The 20,383-nt window shown below is 61.5% G+C and carries 16 protein-coding genes; 12 read left to right on the top strand and 4 right to left on the bottom strand.

Features of this window, described 5'->3' with window-relative positions; translation table 11 throughout:
- Position 1: 1 nt before the first annotated feature.
- From BLW36_RS07715 to BLW36_RS07745, 7 genes are all read left to right on the top strand, one after another.
- Positions 2 to 1,717: a bifunctional protein-serine/threonine kinase/phosphatase gene (locus BLW36_RS07715; protein ID WP_244506169.1), complete on the top strand. Its 1,716-nt coding sequence runs from the start codon at positions 2 to 4 to the stop codon at positions 1,715 to 1,717.
- A 283-nt stretch (positions 1,718 to 2,000) separates the two neighbouring features.
- A complete protein-coding gene (gene nirB, locus BLW36_RS07720) occupies positions 2,001 to 4,538 on the top strand; it encodes a nitrite reductase large subunit NirB (protein ID WP_091386712.1) in 2,538 nt (845 codons plus the stop codon).
- A 38-nt stretch (positions 4,539 to 4,576) separates the two neighbouring features.
- A complete protein-coding gene (nirD, locus tag BLW36_RS07725) occupies positions 4,577 to 4,960 on the top strand; it encodes a nitrite reductase small subunit NirD (protein WP_211567148.1) in 384 nt (127 codons plus the stop codon).
- Between the two features lie 2 nt (positions 4,961 to 4,962).
- Positions 4,963 to 7,656, top strand: coding sequence for a nitrate reductase (locus tag BLW36_RS07730; protein ID WP_091386716.1), 2,694 nt, complete (start codon positions 4,963 to 4,965; stop codon positions 7,654 to 7,656).
- Between the two features lie 94 nt (positions 7,657 to 7,750).
- Positions 7,751 to 7,942 (top strand): hypothetical protein, encoded by a 192-nt coding sequence (locus BLW36_RS07735; RefSeq protein WP_091386718.1) that lies wholly within the window; start codon positions 7,751 to 7,753, stop codon positions 7,940 to 7,942.
- Between the two features lie 3 nt (positions 7,943 to 7,945).
- Positions 7,946 to 8,356: a VOC family protein gene (locus BLW36_RS07740; protein ID WP_091386720.1), complete on the top strand. Its 411-nt coding sequence runs from the start codon at positions 7,946 to 7,948 to the stop codon at positions 8,354 to 8,356.
- Positions 8,357 to 8,430: 74 nt separating this feature from the next.
- Positions 8,431 to 9,159: a dienelactone hydrolase family protein gene (locus BLW36_RS07745; RefSeq protein ID WP_091386722.1), complete on the top strand. Its 729-nt coding sequence runs from the start codon at positions 8,431 to 8,433 to the stop codon at positions 9,157 to 9,159.
- A 113-nt stretch (positions 9,160 to 9,272) separates the two neighbouring features.
- On the opposite strand, the gene soxR is transcribed toward BLW36_RS07745, so the two are convergent.
- On the bottom strand, positions 9,273 to 9,731 hold the full coding sequence (gene soxR / locus BLW36_RS07750; protein WP_091386724.1) for a redox-sensitive transcriptional activator SoxR: 459 nt from the start codon (positions 9,729 to 9,731) through the stop codon (positions 9,273 to 9,275).
- 297 nt (positions 9,732 to 10,028) lie between these two features.
- Here soxR and BLW36_RS07760 point away from each other — a divergent pair, with 297 nt between their 5' ends.
- The 3 genes from BLW36_RS07760 to BLW36_RS07770 are packed head-to-tail and all read left to right on the top strand — an operon-like array spanning position 10,029 to position 13,045.
- The gene (locus BLW36_RS07760; RefSeq protein WP_211567149.1) at positions 10,029 to 11,261 is read left to right on the top strand and encodes an MFS transporter; all 1,233 of its coding nucleotides are present in this window, start codon (positions 10,029 to 10,031) and stop codon (positions 11,259 to 11,261) included.
- Positions 11,262 to 11,321: 60 nt separating this feature from the next.
- Positions 11,322 to 12,287, top strand: a complete 966-nt coding sequence (locus BLW36_RS07765) for an ABC transporter ATP-binding protein (protein WP_091386728.1) — start codon at positions 11,322 to 11,324, stop codon at positions 12,285 to 12,287.
- On the top strand, positions 12,284 to 13,045 hold the full coding sequence (locus tag BLW36_RS07770; protein WP_091386730.1) for an ABC transporter permease: 762 nt from the start codon (positions 12,284 to 12,286) through the stop codon (positions 13,043 to 13,045). The genes BLW36_RS07765 and BLW36_RS07770 overlap by 4 nt, the downstream gene beginning before the upstream one ends.
- A 268-nt stretch (positions 13,046 to 13,313) precedes the next feature.
- On the opposite strand, the gene BLW36_RS07775 is transcribed toward BLW36_RS07770, so the two are convergent.
- Positions 13,314 to 13,949: a TetR/AcrR family transcriptional regulator gene (locus BLW36_RS07775; RefSeq protein WP_091386732.1), complete on the bottom strand. Its 636-nt coding sequence runs from the start codon at positions 13,947 to 13,949 to the stop codon at positions 13,314 to 13,316.
- 135 nt (positions 13,950 to 14,084) lie between these two features.
- On the opposite strand from BLW36_RS07775, the gene BLW36_RS07780 reads away from it, so the two are divergent.
- The gene (locus BLW36_RS07780; protein ID WP_091386735.1) at positions 14,085 to 15,203 is read left to right on the top strand and encodes an efflux RND transporter periplasmic adaptor subunit; all 1,119 of its coding nucleotides are present in this window, start codon (positions 14,085 to 14,087) and stop codon (positions 15,201 to 15,203) included.
- Between the two features lie 197 nt (positions 15,204 to 15,400).
- Entirely contained in the window at positions 15,401 to 18,574 is a 3,174-nt protein-coding gene (locus BLW36_RS07785; RefSeq protein WP_091386737.1) for an efflux RND transporter permease subunit, read from the top strand.
- Here the strand turns inward: BLW36_RS07785 and BLW36_RS07790 are convergent.
- Positions 18,516 to 19,418 (bottom strand): MBL fold metallo-hydrolase, encoded by a 903-nt coding sequence (locus tag BLW36_RS07790; protein ID WP_091386739.1) that lies wholly within the window; start codon positions 19,416 to 19,418, stop codon positions 18,516 to 18,518. The genes BLW36_RS07785 and BLW36_RS07790 overlap by 59 nt on opposite strands.
- On the bottom strand, positions 19,415 to 20,230 hold the full coding sequence (locus BLW36_RS07795) for a glycerophosphodiester phosphodiesterase family protein (protein ID WP_170833155.1): 816 nt from the start codon (positions 20,228 to 20,230) through the stop codon (positions 19,415 to 19,417). The genes BLW36_RS07790 and BLW36_RS07795 overlap by 4 nt, the downstream gene beginning before the upstream one ends.
- Positions 20,231 to 20,383: the final 153 nt, after the last annotated feature.

The raw sequence follows: 20,383 nt of genomic DNA on the forward strand, positions 1-20,383 counted from the left end.
ATTGGCGGGCGAGCCGGCGGCCGGCCGCGGTGATGCACTCGCATTCTGCAGCGCATCGACGGCCGGCCGTCGCCGACACAACGACGACGCCTGCGCGATCTGCAATCCGCACGACACCGAGCTGTACCGCCGGGGCGCCCTGGCGGCAGTGGCCGATGGTGTCGCCAGCGCCGAGGCCGGCGGCGAGGCCGCGCGCGCTGCAATCAGTGGCTTTCTGTCCGATTACTACAGCACCCCGGAAACCTGGTCGGTAAAGCAGGCGGCGGCACGGGTACTGCACTCCCTGAACAGCTGGCTCTACCGCCAGGGTGGCGGCGGAGAGATCCGACAGAGCTGGCTCACCACTTTTTCCGCCGCAATCTTCAAGGGCAGCAGCGCACACCTGATCCATATCGGTGACTCGCGCATTTATCGCTGGCGCGACGGCCGGCTCGAGTGCCTGACCCGCGATCACAGCCGTACGCTGGGGCCCGGCCGAACTTTCCTCAGCCGCGCGCTGGGCATGGATGCCCATGTGGAAGTGGACTACCGCTGCGAGGCACTGCGTCCCGGCGATATCTACCTGATCTGCAGCGATGGTGTGCACGACTACCTGCCGCCGGAAATGATCACTGACATACTGACCGACAGCGGCGACGCCGCGGCCCAGGCACTCGTCGATGCGGCCATGTCCTGTGCTTCGACCGACAACCTTAGCGCAGCGGTCTGCAGGGTTCAGAGCGTCGCGATGCCGAGCGATGACGACCTGCTAAATCACAATCGACATCTGCCTTTTCCGCCGGACCTGAGCCCCGGTAACAGGATGGACGGTTACCTGATTCTGCAGGAGCTGCACGCGAGCAGCCGCAGTCAGTTGTACCTGGCGCGGGACATGGAAACCGACGAGCTGCGTGTACTCAAGACACCGTCGATCAACTTCTGCGATGACCCCGCCTATATAGAGCGCTTTATTGCCGAGGAATGGACCGGTCGCCGCCTGGACCACCCCGGCATCATCAAGATATTTCCGCCCGACCCCAAGCGGCAGTTTCTCTATCATGTATTCGAATACGTCGACGGCCAGAACCTGCGACAATGGATGCAGCTGCACCCGGCGCCATCGGTACAACAGGTTCGCGAAATGATCGGCCAGCTGGTCAGTGGCCTGCGCCGCCTGCAGAGAATGGAAATCGTGCACGGTGACCTGAAACCGGAAAACATCATGGTCGGCGCTGACGGGCGCCTGAAACTGATCGATCTGGGCGGCGCCGACGGACCCGGCCTGCGCGAGCGGCAGCTGCTCAGCCACGATGCCCCGCCCGGCAGTAAAAATTACGCCGCGCCGGAATATTTCTTCGGTGACAGTCCCAGCCACCGCGCCGACATTTTCTCCCTCGGCGTGATCGCCTACGAACTGCTGACCGGCCACTACCCCTATCGCGAGCGCTTCGGCAGCCGCCACTACCAGTTGAAAAGCTATGCCGGTCTTCGCTACGTCAGCGCCTGTCAGTACCGGGATGATATTCCCGACTGGATAGATGCGGCACTGCAAAAGGCCTGCGCCCCCGACCCCAGAAACCGCTATCCGGCGCTATCGGAATTTGTGCGGGACCTGCAGACACCCAGGCCGGAATTTTTGCGCAGACACCAGCAGCCGATGATGGAGCGCAATCCGCTGCTGTTCTGGCAACTCGTGGCGCTGTTACTACTGCTCAGCCACCTGCTGCATTTCCTGTAATCCTGCCGCCCGCAAATAACCAAACGTAAAGCACCAACAGGGGGCGCGACCAATTAAAGCGCACCAAATTGCCGCAGCAGAATCCTGCGGGCCTGCCGCCTACCGCTGTAACTGCGGGCAAATAGCGGTTGGCACAGAGTTTGAATAGATTTTTGTACCAACACAATTTATCCCCAAGCGAGGCAACGGCGCCTGGACTCTTCGGCAGAAGAGGAGGCGCCCGTGCCACATCGCCCCGCCCCTCCCTGCCGATCACACAGAACGAGATACGGCAGGAACTCAAATGACTGAAGCAAGCGTTAAGCAAAAACTGGTCGTCATCGGCAACGGCATGGTCGGCCACCATTTTCTCGAACAGCTAGCGGCGCGCCCGGAGCGTGAAGCGTTCGAGGTCATCGTCTTCTGTGCCGAACCCAGACCCGCCTACGACCGGGTGCACCTGTCGGAATACTTTGGTGGACGCTCCGCCGACGATCTGGCGATGGGCAAGATCGAGCAATACCGGCAATGGGGTTTTGAAATACAGCTGAATGACGCTGCCGTGGAGATTGACCGCGACAACAGGACGGTGACATCCGCCAGCGGCATCGTAACAGACTACGACCGCCTGATACTCGCCACCGGCTCCTATCCGTTTGTGCCGCCGATCCCGGGTCACCAACACGAGAAGTGTTTCGTCTACCGCACCATCGAAGACCTGGATGCGATTCGCGCGGCCGCCAGCGGCGCCCGCTCCGGCGTGGTTGTCGGCGGCGGCCTGCTCGGCCTGGAAGCGGCCAACGCGCTTAAGGCGCTGGGATTGGAAGCCCATGTAGTGGAGTTCGCCCCGGGTTTGATGTCGGTGCAGCTGGATGCCGGTGGCTCCGAATTGCTGCAGAACAAGATTCAGGACCTGGGCGTCACCGTCCACACCAGCACCGCCACCGAACTGATCGAGGAAGTGGATGGCCGCCTGCGCATGTGCTTCAAGGGCGAGCGGGAACTGCTGACCGATCTGATCGTGTTCTCCGCCGGCATCCGCCCCGAGGACAAGCTTGCCAGAACTGCGGGGCTCGCGATCGGCGAACGCGGCGGTATCGTCATCGATGAATCCTGCCGCACGTCCGATGCAAACATTTTCGCCATCGGCGAGTGTGCCCTCTATGACAACCGCATCTTCGGCCTGGTTGCCCCCGGCTATACCATGGCCCGCACCGCGGTGGCACAGCTGTGCGGCGAGTCCTCAAGCTTTACCGGCGCCGACATGAGCACCAAGCTGAAACTGCTCGGCGTACAGGTGGGATCCATCGGGGATGCGCACGGCCGCGCGGAGGGCGCCGCGGCGATTACCTTTGTCGACGAACAGAGCGGCGTGTACAAGCGCATGATCACCGATGCCGACGGCAAGAAACTGCTCGGCGCAGTGCTGGTGGGCGACACCGGCGACTACGATCAGCTGCTGCAATACCACCTGAACGATATCGACTTGCCGGAACACCCGGAGCAACTGATATTGCCCACCGCCGAAGGCGCCGCACCGGCGCTCGGTGCCGGCGCACTGCCGGCTACCGCCACCATCTGTTCCTGCCACAACGTCAGCAAGGGGCAGATTGTCGATGCCGTCGCCGGCGGCTGTTGCTCGCTGGCCGAGGTGAAGGACTCCACCAAGGCCTCCACCGGCTGCGGCGGCTGTGCGGCGCTGCTGAAAAATGTCGTCGACGAGGAGCTCGCGGCACTGGGTGTGGAGGTCAACAACCACCTGTGCGCCCACTTCCCGTTCACCCGCCAGGAGCTGTTCCACATCGCACAGGTGGAAGAGATAACGACCTTTGGCGAGCTGCTGGAAAAACACGGCAGCGGCCGCGGCTGTGAAATCTGCAAGCCAACAGTGGCCTCGATTCTCGCCTCCCTGTGGAACGAACACATTCACAAGAAACCGCATGTGGGTCTGCAGGATACCAACGATACCTTTATGGCCAACATGCAGAAGAACGGCAGTTACTCGGTGGTGCCGCGGGTACCCGGCGGCGAGATAACGCCGGACAGGCTGATCGTGCTCGGCCAGGTGGCCAAGAAATACAACCTCTACACCAAGATTACCGGCGGCCAGCGCGTCGACCTGTTCGGCGCACGTCTGGAACAGCTGCCGGAAATCTGGCGCGAGTTGATCGACGCCGGCTTCGAGACCGGCCACGCCTACGGCAAGTCCCTGCGCACGGTGAAGTCCTGTGTCGGCAGCACCTGGTGCCGCTTCGGCGTACAGGACAGCGTAGCCATGGCGCTGGCCATCGAGAATCGCTACAAGGGGCTGCGCTCGCCGCACAAGATCAAGATGGCGGTTTCCGGCTGCACCCGTGAATGCGCCGAGGCGCAGAGCAAGGATGTGGGCGTAATCGCCACCGAAAAGGGCTGGAACCTGTTCGTCTGCGGCAACGGCGGCATGCGTCCGCGCCACGCCGACCTGTTCGCGACGGACATCGACGACGAAACACTGATCAAGTACATCGATCGCTTCTTGATGTTCTATGTGCGCACCGCGGACAAGCTGCAGCGCACGTCGGTATGGCTAGAGAACCTCGACGGCGGTCTCGATTATCTGCGCGAAGTCATCATCGACGACAAGCTGGGGATTGGTGCGGAACTGGAAGCACAGATGGCCAATGTGGTCGGCACCTACCAGTGCGAGTGGAAGACCGCGATCAACGATCCGGAAATGCTCAAGCGTTTCCGCCAGTTCGTCAACAGCGATGAAGCGGATGAAAAGATCGTCTTTGTCGAGGAACGCAGTCAACCGCGACCGGCACGACAGGAAGAGATAGTCCGCATTGCCGAGCCGGCATGAACCGCTTGAATACAGCAATCAATTTTCAGGAGCAAACCATGAATCAAGTTGCCATAACCCGCACCCAGTGGCTGCCGATCTGCCAGCGATCAGATCTGGTTGCCGATTCCGGGGTGTGTGCCCTTGTGGGCGATGCCTTTGCAGGGAGTGCAGAGAAAAAAAGTGTCGCCCTGTTTTTTATTCCGGGCCAGGAGACACAGCTGTATGCCGTGGACAACTGGGACCCGCTTGCGCAGGCGGGTGTTATCGCCCGCGGTTTGGTCGCCGAGCTCGACGGTGAGCTGACGGTTTCCTCGCCGCTGTACAAGCACCATTTTCGCCTCAGTGACGGCGTCTGCGTGGAAGACGAGAGTATCAGGCTCGATGTCTACCCGGTTGCCTTCGACGGCGAAACCGTCTGCATTGCCGTAGATAAATCCTGACAATGACCATCAGCGAAACCTTTCGCGCACACCGGTCGTGCACCACCTGCCCCTATTGCGGTGTCGGCTGCGGGGTGTCGGCCACGGTAGCAAATCGCGGCGCCGAGGATCTGGTGACCGTTGCCGGTGACACGACGCACCCGGCCAATTTCGGCCGGCTCTGCGTCAAGGGTTCCGCCCTGGCGGACACCCTCGGTGAGCGCGGGCGCCTGCTGCGACCGCGGCTGCACGGACGGGAGTGCGACTGGGATACCGCCATGGATTTCATGGCCGGCGAATTCCGCCGTACGATCGACGAGTACGGTCCGCATTCGGTCGCCTTTTATTTGTCGGGCCAGTTGCTGACGGAGGACTACTACGTTGCCAACAAGCTGATGAAGGGGTTTATCGGCAGCGGCAACGTGGATACCAATTCGCGTCTTTGTATGTCGTCGGCCGTGGCCGCTTACAAGCGCGCCTTCGGCGCCGATGCGGTACCCTGCTGTTACGAAGACCTGGAACTGGCGGACCTGGTGGTATTGGTCGGTTCCAATGCCGCCTGGACACACCCGATCCTGTTCCAGCGCATGCAGGCGGCCGGTACCAAACTGGTAGTCATCGATCCCCGCGCCAGCGCTACCAGCGCGATGGCCGATCTGCACCTGGCAATCACTCCGGGTAGCGACGCGGCGCTGTTCAGCGGCCTGCTCAATTACCTGATCGAACAGGGCGAGCTGGACCAGGGGTTTATCGACCAATACACGCAGAATTTTACCGCGGCGACGAGGCAGGCGCGCGACTGGTCACTGCAGCAGACTGCCGCCGCCTGCGGTATCCCGGTGGCGCAGCTGCGGGAATTCTTTCAATTGTTCGCCGCCACGGAAAAGACCGTCAGCTTTTACTCACAGGGCATCAACCAGTCCAGCAGTGGTACCGACAAGAACAACGCGATCATCAATTGCCACCTGGCCACCGGGCGCATCGGCAAACCCGGCTGCGGCCCCTTTTCGATCACCGGGCAGCCCAATGCGATGGGTGGGCGTGAAGTGGGCGGCCTCGCGAACATGCTGGCCGCGCATATGGACTTCACCACCGAGAATGTGGACCGCCTGAGCCGCTTCTGGCGCTCGAACTCTGTCGCGTTAAAACCCGGGCTGAAGGCGGTGGATCTTTTCCGGGCGGTGGAGAGCGGTCAGATCAAGGCCATCTGGATCATGGCCACCAACCCGGCGGTCAGTATGCCCGACGCCGACCGGGTGGCCGCGGCACTGCAAAAGTGCCCGCTGGTGGTCGTCTCCGACTGTGTCGCCGATACGGATACCGCCCGCTGTGCCGACCTGCTGCTGCCGGCGACGACCTGGGGTGAGAAGAACGGCACCGTGACCAATTCCGAGCGGCGCATCTCGCGGCAACGCGCGTTTCTGGCATCACCGGGCGAGACGCGCCACGACTGGGAAATCATCTGCGATCTCGCCACACGCCTCGGTTACGGCGAGCACTTTTCCTACGCGCACCCGGCGGAGATCTTCCGCGAGCACGCCGCGCTGTCCGGATTTGAAAACCGCGGCAACCGCGCTTTCGATATCTCGGCGCTGGCCGACATCAGCCGACGCGAATACGACGCGCTGCGGCCGCGGCAGTGGCCCATCAACAGAGAAAACCCGGACGGCAGCCAGCGACTGTTTGGCGACGGCAGATTTTATACCCAGAGCGGTCGCGCGCATTTCGTACCGGTACAGCCGAGTACACCGCTACAGCGGCGCAGCGATCAATTTCCACTGTGGCTGAACAGCGGCCGGCTGCGCGACCAGTGGCATACGATGACGCGCAGCGGTCGTGCACGGAAGCTGCTAGATCACAGCGAGATGCCGGAGATTCAACTCAACCCGGCAGATGCGGCCGACTACGGCATCGAGGACGGCCAGCTACTCGAGCTGCGCAGCGCGCGCGGACAGATGTGCGGTCGCGCAGCGCTGACTGGGGCGCAAAAGCCCGGGGAACTCTTCGCCCCCATTCACTGGAGTGAAACGCTGGCGCAAAACAGTCGCGTCAGCGCCCTCGCCGAGCCGGTGATCGATCCCCATTCCGGCCAGCCCGAATTCAAGCAGTTGCCGGTGAGCCTGCGGCCGCTGTCAGTCGCAGGCTATGCGACACTGCTGTGCCGGGAAGCGGCTGCCGGGCTCATGCAACAGTGGCTGCTAGAGCAACAGGCCCATCTGGTGCACTGGTATCGCGTGCCGTGCGAAGGCGGCTACCGCTACGAGCTGGCATTGCGTCACGCGCTGGACGGACGCGCGCTGGGGGACTATCTCCTGGCGGAGAGCCAAACCCGCCCACACTGGCAGGATCTGCAATTGCTGACGGGGCAACGCTGGCTGGCACACACACACCAACTGGAACTGCTGGTTTTTGCCGGCAGCGACTGGCGCACGCTGCCAGACCGGCGCGCACTGGAGGAACACCTGGTGCAACCATTGCCCGCGCAGCCAGCACAGCTGCTGCACAATATCGCACCGGGGGCGCAGATAGTGTGCAGCTGCATGCAGGTATCGCGACAGCAGATCGAGGAGGCGATCGACCGCGGTATCGATTCGGTGGAGCACCTCGGAGAAATACTCGGCTGCGGCACCAACTGCGGTTCGTGCAAGCCGGAAATCACCAGTATTCTGTATGCCGCCACCGATAGCGATTGGAGCCGCGGCGAAAACGTCGCCTAAGGCACCTGCTTGTCGCAGCACAAGTCGCGGGTTTGCAATTCCGTGCCGACGCGCTAATGTCCAGTAATCGCCCATAACTAGAACGATTCCCGACATGACCGCCGACACCTGCCATCTTCCCGGCCAAGCCTCCGTGGAACAGGTCCGCGTACAGTTATTGCAAGCCTTCACCCAGCCGGACCCAATCCGCAAGTCCACCGGCCGCGCCGACTATCAACGCGGCTACACTTATCGCGACAGCGGCGACTGCGCTACTGTCGAGCCGTTCGAGAAACCCTTGGTTTAGTTCATGTTACAGATCCAACAGATCGACCACATCGTCCTGCGCGTGAAAGACCTGCAGCGGATGCTGGATTTTTATCAGGGAGTACTGGGCTGCAGCATCGAGCGGGAACAGAAAGATATCGGTCTCTACCAGTTGCGTGCCGGCAGCAGCCTGATCGATCTGGTGCCGGTCAACCAGAGACTGGGCCGTGCCGGCGGCGCGGCGCCGGGCAAAGAGGGCCGCAATCTGGATCACCTGTGTCTGCGTATAGATCCCTTCGATGCCGAAACCCTGATCGCCTATCTGCGCGACAAGGGGATAGAGCCGGGCCCGGTGGAATCCCGCTACGGCGCGGAGGGCGAAGGGCCTTCGATTTATATCGACGATCCGGAGGGCAATACGGTGGAACTGAAGGGGCCACCGTGGCAAAAATAATCGCTGTAAAGGAGAGAATGACGCGGATGTAATGGCGTTATCACGAATGGCATCAATCAAGCGGAGGGAGAACAGTGCACGGCGAAACCGTTGAATACACTATTGGCGCTCAATCATTTACCGGCTACATCGCCTACGACGATAAGGTCACCGGCAATCGCCCGGGCATCTTGGTGATACACGAGTGGTGGGGGCACAACGGCTTCGTGCGCGAACAGGCTGATCGGCTGGCCGCCGAGGGGTATACCGCGTTTGCACTGGACCTGTTTGGCACCGGCCAGCAGGCGGACAACCCGACCGATGCCGCGGAGCTGATGAATACCGCAATGAATACGCCCGGCGCTATCGAAGAGCGTTTCCGCGCGGCCATGGAATGGCTGCAGCAGCACGAGACCGTCGACGCGAGCCGCATCGCCGCCCAGGGCTACTGCTTCGGCGGCGCGGTGGCGCTGAACATGGCGCGGCTGGGCCTGGATCTCAAAGGTGTGGTGAGTTTTCACGGCGCCCTCGGCAGCGACATCAAGGTCCTGCCCGGCGCGATCAAGGCGCAGATTCAGGTCTATACCGGCGGTGCCGACGCATGGATTCCACCCGATGATGTCGCGGGATTCGTACGGGAAATGCAGGAGGCCAACGCCAAATTTGAATTGACCAGCTACCCGGATACCCTGCACGGCTTCACCAACCCCGCTGCCACGGAGCGCGGTAAAAAGTTCGCCGTGCCACTGGCCTACAATGAACTCGCGGCGACAGACGCCTGGAACGGCGCCATGGCTTTCTATCGCAAACTGTTCGGTACGTAGCCCTGATTCTGCAAACTGCCGCTCTGGATATTAAGCCCGGTTGCGCCGCAGCAGTTGGGGCAGTGTTTGCCTAAGCATTAGGGCATGCTAATACTGAACTCGATGGCCGCGACTCAGGCGGGTTTCAGGTACTGGGCCCCGCTGCCCTTCTCCGCCGCCTTGTCTCCCGGATTGCGCAGTGGGCAGTCGTCCACCGACAGGCAGCCGCAGCCGATACACCCTTCCAACCGGTCGCGCAGCTTCGTCAGCTGCTTGATCCGCAGGTCCAGGTCCTCGCGCCAGCGCGCCGACAGCCGCGCCCAGTCCTTGGCATTGGGCGTGCGCCCGTTCGGCAGCGTTGCCAGCGCGTCGCGAATTTCCGCCAGGCCGATACCCACGCTCTGTGCCACCTTGATGATCGCCACGCGCCGCAGGACATCGCGGCCGTAGCGGCGCTGGTTGCCGTCGGTGCGCCAGCTGCTGATCAACCCCTTGCTCTCGTAGAAATGCAGCGTGCTTACCGCCACGCCGCTGCGCTCGGCAACCTCTCCGACCGTTAGCTCCCGGCGCAAGCCGCCGCCCTTTCCCGTCATAGTGAACTCCGATCTGTGGCATAGCGAATTTCTATCGCCCCACAGGATTGACCTCAAGTTAACTTGAGCTTTTACACTGCGCCGCGTTCAAATGCAACCTGACGGAGAAATCACCATGGCAGGGAATAATGAACCGGCAAACAGATTTGGCACCGCGCACGAACAGCGCAGCCACAGTCTTTTCGTTTACCTGGTTGCGGCGCAGGCACAGAGCCTCAGGCTGGCCGCCAGCCTGACAAATACGGATGCGGGGCTGGCGCCCGCCGGTCGCAGTCTCGTCCGCCGGGGGGAGAACCGGTGAAGTCCCTGTCTGTATCCATCGAGCCCTCGACCGCGGCGGCGACCTCGCTGCCGCGCAGGCTGACTTTGCTGTGCCTGGCGGCGCTGACCATCATGTCCGGGGCCACCATCGCGCCGTCGCTGCCGGCACTGCACAGCCATTTCGCCGCGGTGCCACACAGCGAATTACTCACCCGCCTGGTACTGACACTGCCGGCACTGTTTATTGCGGTCAGCGCGCCTGTGGCCGGTGTTCTCTCCGATCGCTTTGGCCGGCTGCGGCTGCTGCAGGCCTCCGTGTTGCTGTACGGACTTGCCGGGCTTTCGAGCCTGCTGCCGGACAGCCTGACGGGCATCCTCGCCGGCCGCGCCCTGCTCGGCGTCGCGGTCGGCGGTACCATGACCTCGGTCACCGCGCTGGTGGGAGATTATTTCTCCGGCCCGGAGCGGGAAGCCTACATGGGGCAACAGGGCGCGTTCATCAGTTTCGGCGGCGTGGTATTTCTGGTCGGTGGCGGCCTGCTGGCCGAACTGCACTGGCGTGCGCCTTTCGCCGTTTACGGGCTCGCGCTGGCGCTGCTGCCGGCGGTAGTGATGTTTCTGTATGAGCCGCGCCGTCACGGTGATTTCGCCAGCGCCGCTGCGACCGGCACGGTTCCGGCGGCAACAAAATTACTGGCGGCACTGTTTGCCACCGCGCTGCTGAACAGCCTCGCCTTTTTCCTGATTCCGACCCAGCTGCCATTTCGCCTGCTGGAAATCGGCGTAAGCCAGCCGAGCCTGACCGGGCTGGCGATCGCCGGCGGCAATCTGATGGGAGCCCTTTCGTCGCTGTTAATCTACCGTCGTATTCGTGCACAACTCGGGCCACTGGGAGTCTTCGCTTTCTGTTTTGCCATCATGTCCGCGGGGCTGATACTGATCGCTGCCGCCACGTCCTTTGGCTCGGTGATAATGGCCACCGCGGTGTACGGTATCGGCATGGGCACCTTGGTGCCGCACCTGTTCACCACCGCCATGCTGCTCGCCGCGGCACAGCAGCGCGGACGCGTAGCCGGCGGCCTGGCCGCCAGTATTTTCTTCGGCCAGTTTCTGTCCCCACTGGTAAGCCAGCCCTGGATCGACCGCTTCGGCCTCGCCAGCAGCTTTAGCCACATGGGTTTGCTTCTGGCAGTGCTGGCGGCGATCGCGGCTGCGATTTTACTGTGGCGTAACTACCATTCCTTTAACCGTTTTTGCGCTAGGATGTAGATCCGCCCGACGCCAATGCGACTAACAAGCCAAATGGAAAACTTTTGCCAAGGAGACTAAGTGGAACCGATTATTTCCGTCAGGGGGCTCGGCAAGACCTACACCGGTGGGTTTACCGCCCTGAAGAATGTGAACCTGGATATCCGGCGTGGAGAAATCTTCGCGCTGCTGGGCCCCAACGGCGCCGGCAAGACGACGCTGATCAGTATTATCTGTGGCATTGTCAATCCCACCAGCGGCAGCGTCAGTGCCAGTGGCCATGACATTCTGCGCGACTACCGCAAGGCGCGCAGTGAGATCGGCCTGGTGCCGCAGGAACTGGCGACCGACTCATTCGAGAGTGTCTGGGCCACGGTGAACTTCAGCCGCGGGCTGTTCGGCAAGGCACCCGATCCGGCCTATATCGAGAAACTGCTGCGCCAGCTATCCCTGTGGGAGAAGAAGGACAGCCGCATCATGGCGCTGTCCGGCGGCATGAAGCGCCGGGTCATGATCGCCAAGGCATTGTCCCACGAACCCAGCATCCTGTTCCTCGACGAGCCCACAGCCGGTGTCGACGTGGAGCTGCGCCAGGACATGTGGGAAATGGTGCGCGGCCTGCGCGAGTCCGGCGTCACCATCATCCTCACCACCCACTATATCGAGGAAGCCGAGGAAATGGCGGATCGAGTCGGCGTCATCAATCACGGTGAGCTGGTACTGGTGGAAGACAAGCACACGCTGATGCAGAAGATGGGCGAAAAAGAGCTCAGCCTGCACCTGCCGGAACCGCTGCAGGCGGTGCCGGAATCCCTGGCAGATCTGCCCCTGAGCCTGAGCGAGGATGGCAGTCAGCTGGTGTACCGTTTCGATATCAAAAGCAGTGATACCGGCATCGCCGAATTGCTGCGCCGCCTGAACGACGCCAATATCGACTTCCGTGATCTGCATACCCGCGAGAGTTCGCTCGAGGAGATCTTCGTCGGCCTGGTGAAGGGTGCACGCAGGGAAAAAGAGCAGCAGTTGACCGGGGAGACACAGGGATGAACTGGTACGGTATTCGCGCCATCTACAAGTTTGAAATGGCCCGCACCTGGCGCACGCTGATGCAGAGTATTGCCTCGCCGGTACTATCCACTTCGCTGTACTTCATCGTGTTCGGCGCCGCCATCGGTTCGCGCATGGGCGAGATCGACGGCGTCAGTTATGGGGCCTTTATTATTCCCGGGCTGATCATGCTGTCGCTGTTGAGCGAGAGTATCTCCAACGCCTCGTTCGGAATTTTCTTCCCGAAATTTTCCGGCACCATCTACGAGGTGCTGTCGGCACCGGTATCGGCCTTTGAGATCGTCGCCGGCTACGTGGGCGCCGCGGCCACCAAGTCGATCATTCTCGGCGCACTGATACTGATCACCGCGCGCTTCTTCGTCGACTACGAAATCGTGCACCCTTTCTGGATGCTGGGCTTCCTGGTTCTGACCGCCGTCACCTTCAGCATGTTCGGCTTTATCATCGGCGTCTGGGCCGATGACTTCCAGAAACTGCAGATAATCCCACTAATGGTCATCACGCCGCTGACCTTCCTCGGTGGCGCTTTTTATTCCATCAACATGCTGCCGGAGCTGTGGCAGAAGATCACCCTGTTCAACCCGGTGGTCTACCTGATCAGCGGCTTTCGCTGGGCTTTTTACGGAGTGGCGGATGTGAATATCGGTGTGAGCCTGGGCATGACCCTGCTGTTCCTGCTGCTGTGCATGACCTCCATCTGGTGGATTTTCCGTACCGGCTACCGTATCAAGACCTGATCTTTGGGGCTCCGATCGGCACTGCTATCGGCAGCCGCCCGGCAAAAAACCTGATCGGTAAATATTTGCCGGGTGGCCGCCGATAGCAGGACCACCACCGAGGTGGATTCACCACTTTACAGATCCATAATCAAGTTATTCGGATAACAAAAGGCGAGGTCCCGCTGCCGGTGGCCTCATGGGGAATAGTTACCGATCAGGTTTTTTCCCATGGGGCCATCGGCAGCGGGACCGGATCGAAGTCATCGGCCAGGCAGCAGGCAATCTGTCAATTGCCGTAAGCACGCAAGAACGATTGCACCACCAGTGCGACACGCGCTCGAATTTCCTCCTCGCTCGGCACCTCACAATTCCCGATCAATACGCGCATATGCCGGCAGCCCATCAGCATGCCGAAAAACTGCTCCGCCGCTACCGCCGGATCGTCGATCTGCAACAGACCCTGCTCGTTGACCCGGCGCAGGAAGCGCTCCATTTCACCCAGGGTGCGCTGGGGGCCGGCCTCGAAGAACAGTCGCGCCATTTCCGGCTCGCGCGGCGCCACCGCGCACAGCAGCCGCATCAGGCGAATGGAATCCTCACTGTCGATCATGCCCAGGAAGGCCGCGCCGATCCGTTTCAGCACCTCTTCCAGTGAGTCACCCTCCTCCAGCGCAAACATCGGCAGCGGCATCTGGTTTTCGCACTTGGCTTCAATCGCCGCGGTAAAGAGCGTCTCCTTATCGGAGAAGTGGCTGTAAACGGTGAGTTTGGATACTCCGGCTTCCGCGGCCACCGCATCCATGCTGGTACCGGCGAAGCCCTGGGTCAGGAACAACTCCTTGGCCGCATCGAGAATTGCCCGGCGTTTGGCCGGATCTTTGGGACGACCGCGGGATGCGACCGGTGCAGTCTGCTCAGACATAGCGCTCCATTTACTGGACTGACGAGTTTAATATATTTACTATACTGCCCAGTATAGCATTGGCCGAGCCGGTCGGCGCCCTTTGCCACCAACGGCCTACCCCGCCAAACCATCAGTAAAGGAAGGGACCCCTTTATGTATCGATCACTTCTGTTTGCGGCGTTGCCGCTCTGCCTGACGCTGGCTGCCTGCGCACCGGCGGAGTCCAGCAGCGACGAGGAGAAGCCGCGCCCCGCAGTCATGGTGCGTCCACAGATCGCCGCGGCGCAGCAGGATGTCTTTCCCGGAGAAATTCACGCCCGCTACGAGCCGGCGCTGGCCTTCCGCATCGGCGGCAAGATCAGCCGACGCCTGGTCGACGTGGGCGACAGGGTAACCCGGGGCCAGCCGCTGGCGGAGCTCAGCGCCGAAGACCTGCAACTGCAACTGGACAGCGCCCGGGCGCAACTGAACTCGGCCGAAGCGGAGTACCGCCTCGCCGGCAGCGAACTGGAACGCTACCGCAAATTGCTCGAGCGCCAGCTAGTCAGCACTTCACAGTTCGACGCGGCGCAAACCCGCTTCGACGCCAGTCGTGCACAGCTCGAGCAGGCACAGGCGCAGCTGCAGGTCGCACGCAATCAGGCCACGTACGCGGTGCTGAAATCACCGCAGGACGGTGTCATTGCCCAGCGCCTCGCCGAAGCCGGACAAGTGGTCGCGGCAGGGCAGGCGGTATTCGCGCTGGCCGCGGACGGCGAACGCGAAGTACGCATCGATCTGCCGGAACAGGATATCGACCGCTTCGCCGTCGGCCAGGAGCTGGCCCTGGAACTCTGGTCGCAGCCGGGACAGTTCTTTCCCGCGCGTATTCGCGAACTCTCCCCCGCCGCGGATCCCGTTTCACGCACTTTTGAAGCGCGTGTGGTGTTTGACAATGAATCCGTCGGCGCCGAGCTCGGCCAGAGCGCACGGGTTTTCGTCAACAACGCGGCCAGCGGACATACCCTGGCAGTACCCATGTCCGCCGTCACCGCCGACAGCGAGCAGCCCTACGTATGGGTACTGGATCCGCTACAACAGATCCTGCGCAAAACACCAGTAACCGTTGGCCGCTATGGTGAAGAGCTGGTGCCGGTACTCGCCGGCCTGCAGCCGGACGACTGGATCGTAGCCGCCGGCACCCATCTGCTGCGGGACGGCCAGGCGGTGCGGCCAGTGGACCGGATGAATCGGCCGATCGATTTAGATCGATCGTTCGCGCAGGAACCATAAAAGAACCGGTTTCAGGTTCTGCGACTTCCACTGAGCCATGCAGGCCGGGCGGGATACCGCTTTTCGGGACCGTATGAGGCATGGATGCCGATTACGAGCGTACAGGGATGTATTCACAGCGTGTCCCGGAAAGCGGTATCCCGCCCGGCCCCACCCTGAAGCCCACACCTTGAGCAACTCAGCCAGGAATAAACACCATGCGTTTCAACCTCTCCGAATGGGCCCTGAAAAATCGCCCACTGGTGCTCTACGCAATGCTCGTGCTCGGCCTGCTCGGCGCCATCTCCTATACGCAGCTCGGGCAGAGTGAAGATCCGCCGTTTACATTCAAGGTGATGGTGGTCAACACCCTCTGGCCCGGCGCCAGCGCCGAGGAAGTGTCCCGCCAGATTACCGAGCGGGTGGAAAAGAAACTGATGGAAACCGGCGACTACCAGCGCATCACCTCCTTCTCCCGTCCCGGTCAGTCCCAGGTGCTGTTCGTCGCCCGCGACAGTATGCGCTCCAGCGAAATTCCCGACCTCTGGTATCAGGTGCGCAAGAAAGTCGGCGATATTCGCCACACCTTGCCAGCCGATATTCGGGGCCCCTTCTTCAACGACGAATTCGGCACCACTTTTGGCAATATCTACGCACTGACCGGATCCGGCTTCGACTATGCACTGAAAAAGGACTACGCCGAACGCCTGCAGCTAGCACTGCAACGCGTCAAGGACGTGGGCAAGGTGGAACTGCTCGGCCTGCAGGATGAGAAAATCTGGGTCGAAATCTCGAATGCCAAGCTCGCCTCCCTGGGTATTCCGATGACCGCGGTTCAGGGCGCCCTGCAGGCGCAAAACAGTGTCGCCGATGCCGGCTTTGTCGAAACCGTCAGCGACCGCGTGCGCATCCGTGTCAGCGGACAGTTCCAGTCGGTAGATGAGATCCGCCATTTTCCCATCACCGCCGGCAACCGCACACAGCGACTCGGCGATATTGCCGAAGTGCGTCGCGGATTCAGCGATCCGCCCCAGCCACGCATGCGCTTTATGGGCGAGGACGCCATCGGCATCGCCGTATCCATGAAGGCGGGCGGCGATATTCTCGAACTCGGCAAAAACCTGGATGCAACCTTTGCCGAGCTGCAGCAGGATCTGCCCCTGGGGCTGGAACTGCACAAGGTTTCGGATCAGCCAGCTGCAGTCGAGCGCGGCGTCGGCGAATTCCTGCAGGTGTTAGCCGAAGCGCTGGCGATTGTGCTGCTGGTCAGCTTCTTTTCCCTCGGCATGCGCACCGGACTGGTGGTGGCACTGTCGATCCCGCTGGTGCTGGCGATGACCTTCGCGTTGATGCACTATTTTAATATCGGCCTGCACAAGATTTCCCTCGGCGCGCTGGTGCTGGCACTGGGATTAATGGTGGACGACGCCATCATCGCCGTGGAAATGATGGCCGTCAAAATGGAACAGGGCCTCAGTCGTCTGAAGGCCGCCGGCTTCGCCTGGACCAGCACCGCCTTTCCGATGCTGACCGGCACGCTGATTACCGCCGCAGGTTTTCTGCCTATCGCTACCGCGCAGTCGGGTACCGGTGAATACACCCGTTCGATTTTCCAGGTGGTCACCCTGTCGCTACTGGCCTCCTGGATAGCCGCGGTGGTGTTCGTGCCCTACCTCGGCGACCGGCTGTTGCCGAACCTCACCCGCCGCGACAGCAGCGGTGAAATCCACGATCCCTACGCAAAACCCTTCTATCGCCGTTTCCGCCGGCTGGTGCAGTGGTGCCTGCGCCACCGCAAGACCGTCATCGTGCTGACCCTGGCCGTATTTGTCGGATCACTGGCGCTGTTCCGCCTGGTGCCACAGCAGTTCTTCCCCTCCTCCGGCCGCCTCGAACTGATGGTGGACCTGAAGCTCGCCGAAGGCGCCTCGCTGCAGGCCACCGAGTACCAGGCAAGACGCCTGGAGGCACTGCTGGAACAGAATGAACAGGTGGAAAACTATGTGGCCTATGTGGGCACCGGCTCACCGCGTTTCTACTTGCCGCTGGATCAACAGCTGCCGGCCGCCAGCTTCGCGCAGTTTGTGATACTGACCCGCAGCGTGGAGGAGCGCGAGGTAGTGCGCCGCTGGCTGATCGAAACCATGCGCGAGGAATTCCCGACGCTGCGCTCGCGTATTTCACGGCTGGAGAACGGTCCGCCGGTGGGCTACCCGGTGCAGTTCCGCGTTTCCGGCGAACATATTGCCGAAGTGCGCAGCCTGGCCCGGGCGGTGGCCGATAAAGTGCGTGAAAACCCGGCGGTGACCAACGTCCACCTGGACTGGGAGGAACCGAGTAAATCGGTGCATCTGAATATCGATCAGGCCCGCGCCCGCACCCTGGGTGTCGACTCCGCCACCCTGTCGCGCGCATTGCAGAGCTCCCTCACCGGTATCGCCGTCAGCCAGTACCGCGAAGGCAACGAGCTGATCGATGTGCGTGTGCGCGGCGATGAACGGGAGCGCCACGCCCTAAGCCAGCTCGGCAACCTGGCGGTACAGACCAGCAACGGGCGCAGCATACCGCTCAACCAGATAGCGACACTGGAATACGGTTTCGAGGAAGGGGTGATCTGGCACCGCAACCGCCTGCCGACCGTGACGGTGCGCGCGGATATTTACGGCACACAGCTGCCGGCGACGGTGGTCAACGCAGTCTGGCCGCACCTGGCCGACATTCGCGCGCAGCTGCCGCCGGGCTACCTGCTGGAAGTCGGGGGCACGGTGGAGGAATCTGCGCGCGGGCAGCGGTCCGTCAATGCCGGTATGCCGCTGTTTGTGCTGGTGGTCATCACACTGCTGATGCTGCAGCTGCGCAGCTTCTCCCTGTCCACGATGGTGTTCCTGACCGCACCGCTGGGCATTATCGGCGTAACCCTGTTCCTGCTGCTGTTCGGCCAGCCGTTCGGCTTCGTGGCCATGCTCGGCACCATTGCCCTAGCCGGCATGATCATGCGCAACTCGGTCATCCTGGTGGATCAGATTCAGCAGGATATCGCCCAGGGACTGAGGCCCTGGGATGCCATCGTCGAATCCACGGTGCGCCGCTTCCGTCCGATTGTTCTGACTGCGCTGACCGCGGTACTGGCAATGATCCCGCTGTCGCGCAGTGACTTCTTCGGGCCGATGGCGGTGGCCATCATGGGCGGGCTGATCGTTGCCACCGCGTTGACGCTACTGTTCCTGCCAGCACTCTACGCCGCTTTCTTTCGTGTTAGAGAAGGGGTGCGGGAGGGCGAAATGCCGCAACTGGAATCACCGCGAATTTTCACCAGGCTAACTGCTGGCCTGGTCAGTTTTTGGCAGTCAGCGAGTCGTAAACTATCCCGGTCCACAGATCCGGCTTCATGAAACCCTGGCCGTATTCTGCATCGTAGTCTTTGGTCGGCCGCGCGGCGATCACGTCCGCGCGGCTGTTGCCGGCATCGATCAGCTTCTGGATGCGGCCGCGCAACTCCACCAGCATATCGCGCTGCTTCTGCAGTTCGGCCCTGTCGCTCAACGGGCCATGGCCGGGAATGATACGGGTCTTGTCATTCGCCATGCCCAGCACCTGATCCATGGTCGCTACGACCCCGTCCACCGAGCCACCGGACGAGAGATCAATAAACGGGTAGTTGCCATTGAAAAAGGTATCGCCCATATGGATCACATTGGCGCGATTAAAGTGCACGATGGCGTCACCGTCGGTATGCGCCCTGTCTACATGCTGCACGCGAACAGTCTCGCCGTTCCAGTGAAAAGTGGTGGCGTCGGTAAACGTAATCACCGGCAAGGCCGCGGCGGGCGAAGGCTCGACCTTGCGCTTGAAGGTCTCGATAAACTGCTCGGTGCTCATACGCTTGCGCACATTCTCATGCGCGACGATCAGGGCCGGAGCCTTACCAAAGTGCTCGTTGCCGCCGGTGTGATCGGCGTGCCAATGGGTATTGATCACGAAACGCAACGGTTCGTCCGTTAGTTCTGCCACGGCCTTTTGAATCTTCGCGCTCAGCGGGGCATATTGGTCATCCACCATAAAGGTACCGTCCTGTCCCACCAGCACTGCGATATTGCCGCCGGCGCCCTGCAGCATATAGAGGCCATCGGCAACCTTCTCGCTGCTGATCTCCACCTTGGCAAAGCGGTCGTCGGCGCCGGCCGCGAAAGGCAGAAGACAGGCGATCAATAAACAAGCGCGGTACATGGTCTTCATTCTGACTCCTGATTGTTATTCTGTTGTTGCAACAGGGTAAGCAGCCTGTCCGGCCTGTCGGATACCAGGCCGTCCAGACCGAGGGCGGTGTAATGCTCCATATCTTCGCGATCGTTGACGGTCCAGGCGGACACGTGCAGATTGAGTTTTCGCGCCGCACGCATAAACCGCCGGGAAAAAACCGGGATGCCATAGTAGCGCATCGGCAATTGCATGGTCTGGTAGGCCGGCCGCAGCAATCTCTCTGCATGCAGCAACTGCGCGGCGAAAAACAGCATTGCATCCAGCGTTGCCGCACCGGTGGCCACCTCAGGACACAGGCGGCGGAAATAATTGATCAGCCCCTGGTGAAAAGAGGAGACGATGACCTGATCGCGTTTCTGCGACCGCCGTAGACTCTCGCACATGGCCTCGGCCGCGCGCCGGTCATTGTTCTTCAGCTCGATAATCATCGGCGTATCCGGCAGCGCGGCAAAGACTTCGTCGATAGTGACTATCTGCAGCGGGTTCTCCCGGTAGGGATAACTATCGCCGTCCCGGCTCCAGTTGTGTCCCATATTCAGCTGGCGCAACTGCTCCAGGGTCATCTCCCTCACGGCACCCTTTCCATTGGTGGTGCGCTCCAGTTGCGAATCGTGTATCAATACCAGGTGGCCGTCTGCGGTGAGGTTGACGTCCATTTCCAGCGCGTCCACCCCCAGCTCGACCATCTTGTGCAGATACAGCAGTGTATTGCCGGGATAGAGGCCGTTACCGGATTCGTCGCCATGGGCGATAACCAGCGGGCCTTTCTTAGGCGGCAGGGACAACATTGACGGCGGCGCCGGGCGCGCCCGCGCGTACAGCCACAGCAGGATAAGTAAAACGCAGAATAGTGATGGCCAGAGCATTGGTCACTTGGTCTAGTCAAACAAAGAGATGCAAGGATCGCGGCCGCGAGCGGCAGCCGGATACGACTGCCGCTT

The sequence above is a fragment of the Microbulbifer marinus genome, from assembly GCF_900107725.1.
Classification (GTDB): Bacteria; Pseudomonadota; Gammaproteobacteria; order Pseudomonadales; family Cellvibrionaceae; genus Microbulbifer; species Microbulbifer marinus.

Coding starts and splice junctions, on each gene's coding strand:
- BLW36_RS07740 (WP_091386720.1), top strand. CDS start 7,946: ATGTTACAGATCCAACAGATCGACCACATCGTCCTGCGCGTGAAAGAC.
- BLW36_RS07735 (WP_091386718.1), top strand. CDS start 7,751: ATGACCGCCGACACCTGCCATCTTCCCGGCCAAGCCTCCGTGGAACAG.
- BLW36_RS07770 (WP_091386730.1), top strand. CDS start 12,284: ATGAACTGGTACGGTATTCGCGCCATCTACAAGTTTGAAATGGCCCGC.
- BLW36_RS07795 (WP_170833155.1), bottom strand. CDS start 20,230: ATGTTGTCCCTGCCGCCTAAGAAAGGCCCGCTGGTTATCGCCCATGGC.
- BLW36_RS07780 (WP_091386735.1), top strand. CDS start 14,085: ATGTATCGATCACTTCTGTTTGCGGCGTTGCCGCTCTGCCTGACGCTG.
- soxR (WP_091386724.1), bottom strand. CDS start 9,731: ATGACGGGAAAGGGCGGCGGCTTGCGCCGGGAGCTAACGGTCGGAGAG.
- nirD (WP_211567148.1), top strand. CDS start 4,577: ATGAATCAAGTTGCCATAACCCGCACCCAGTGGCTGCCGATCTGCCAG.
- BLW36_RS07775 (WP_091386732.1), bottom strand. CDS start 13,949: ATGTCTGAGCAGACTGCACCGGTCGCATCCCGCGGTCGTCCCAAAGAT.
- BLW36_RS07785 (WP_091386737.1), top strand. CDS start 15,401: ATGCGTTTCAACCTCTCCGAATGGGCCCTGAAAAATCGCCCACTGGTG.
- BLW36_RS07790 (WP_091386739.1), bottom strand. CDS start 19,418: ATGAAGACCATGTACCGCGCTTGTTTATTGATCGCCTGTCTTCTGCCT.
- BLW36_RS07730 (WP_091386716.1), top strand. CDS start 4,963: ATGACCATCAGCGAAACCTTTCGCGCACACCGGTCGTGCACCACCTGC.
- nirB (WP_091386712.1), top strand. CDS start 2,001: ATGACTGAAGCAAGCGTTAAGCAAAAACTGGTCGTCATCGGCAACGGC.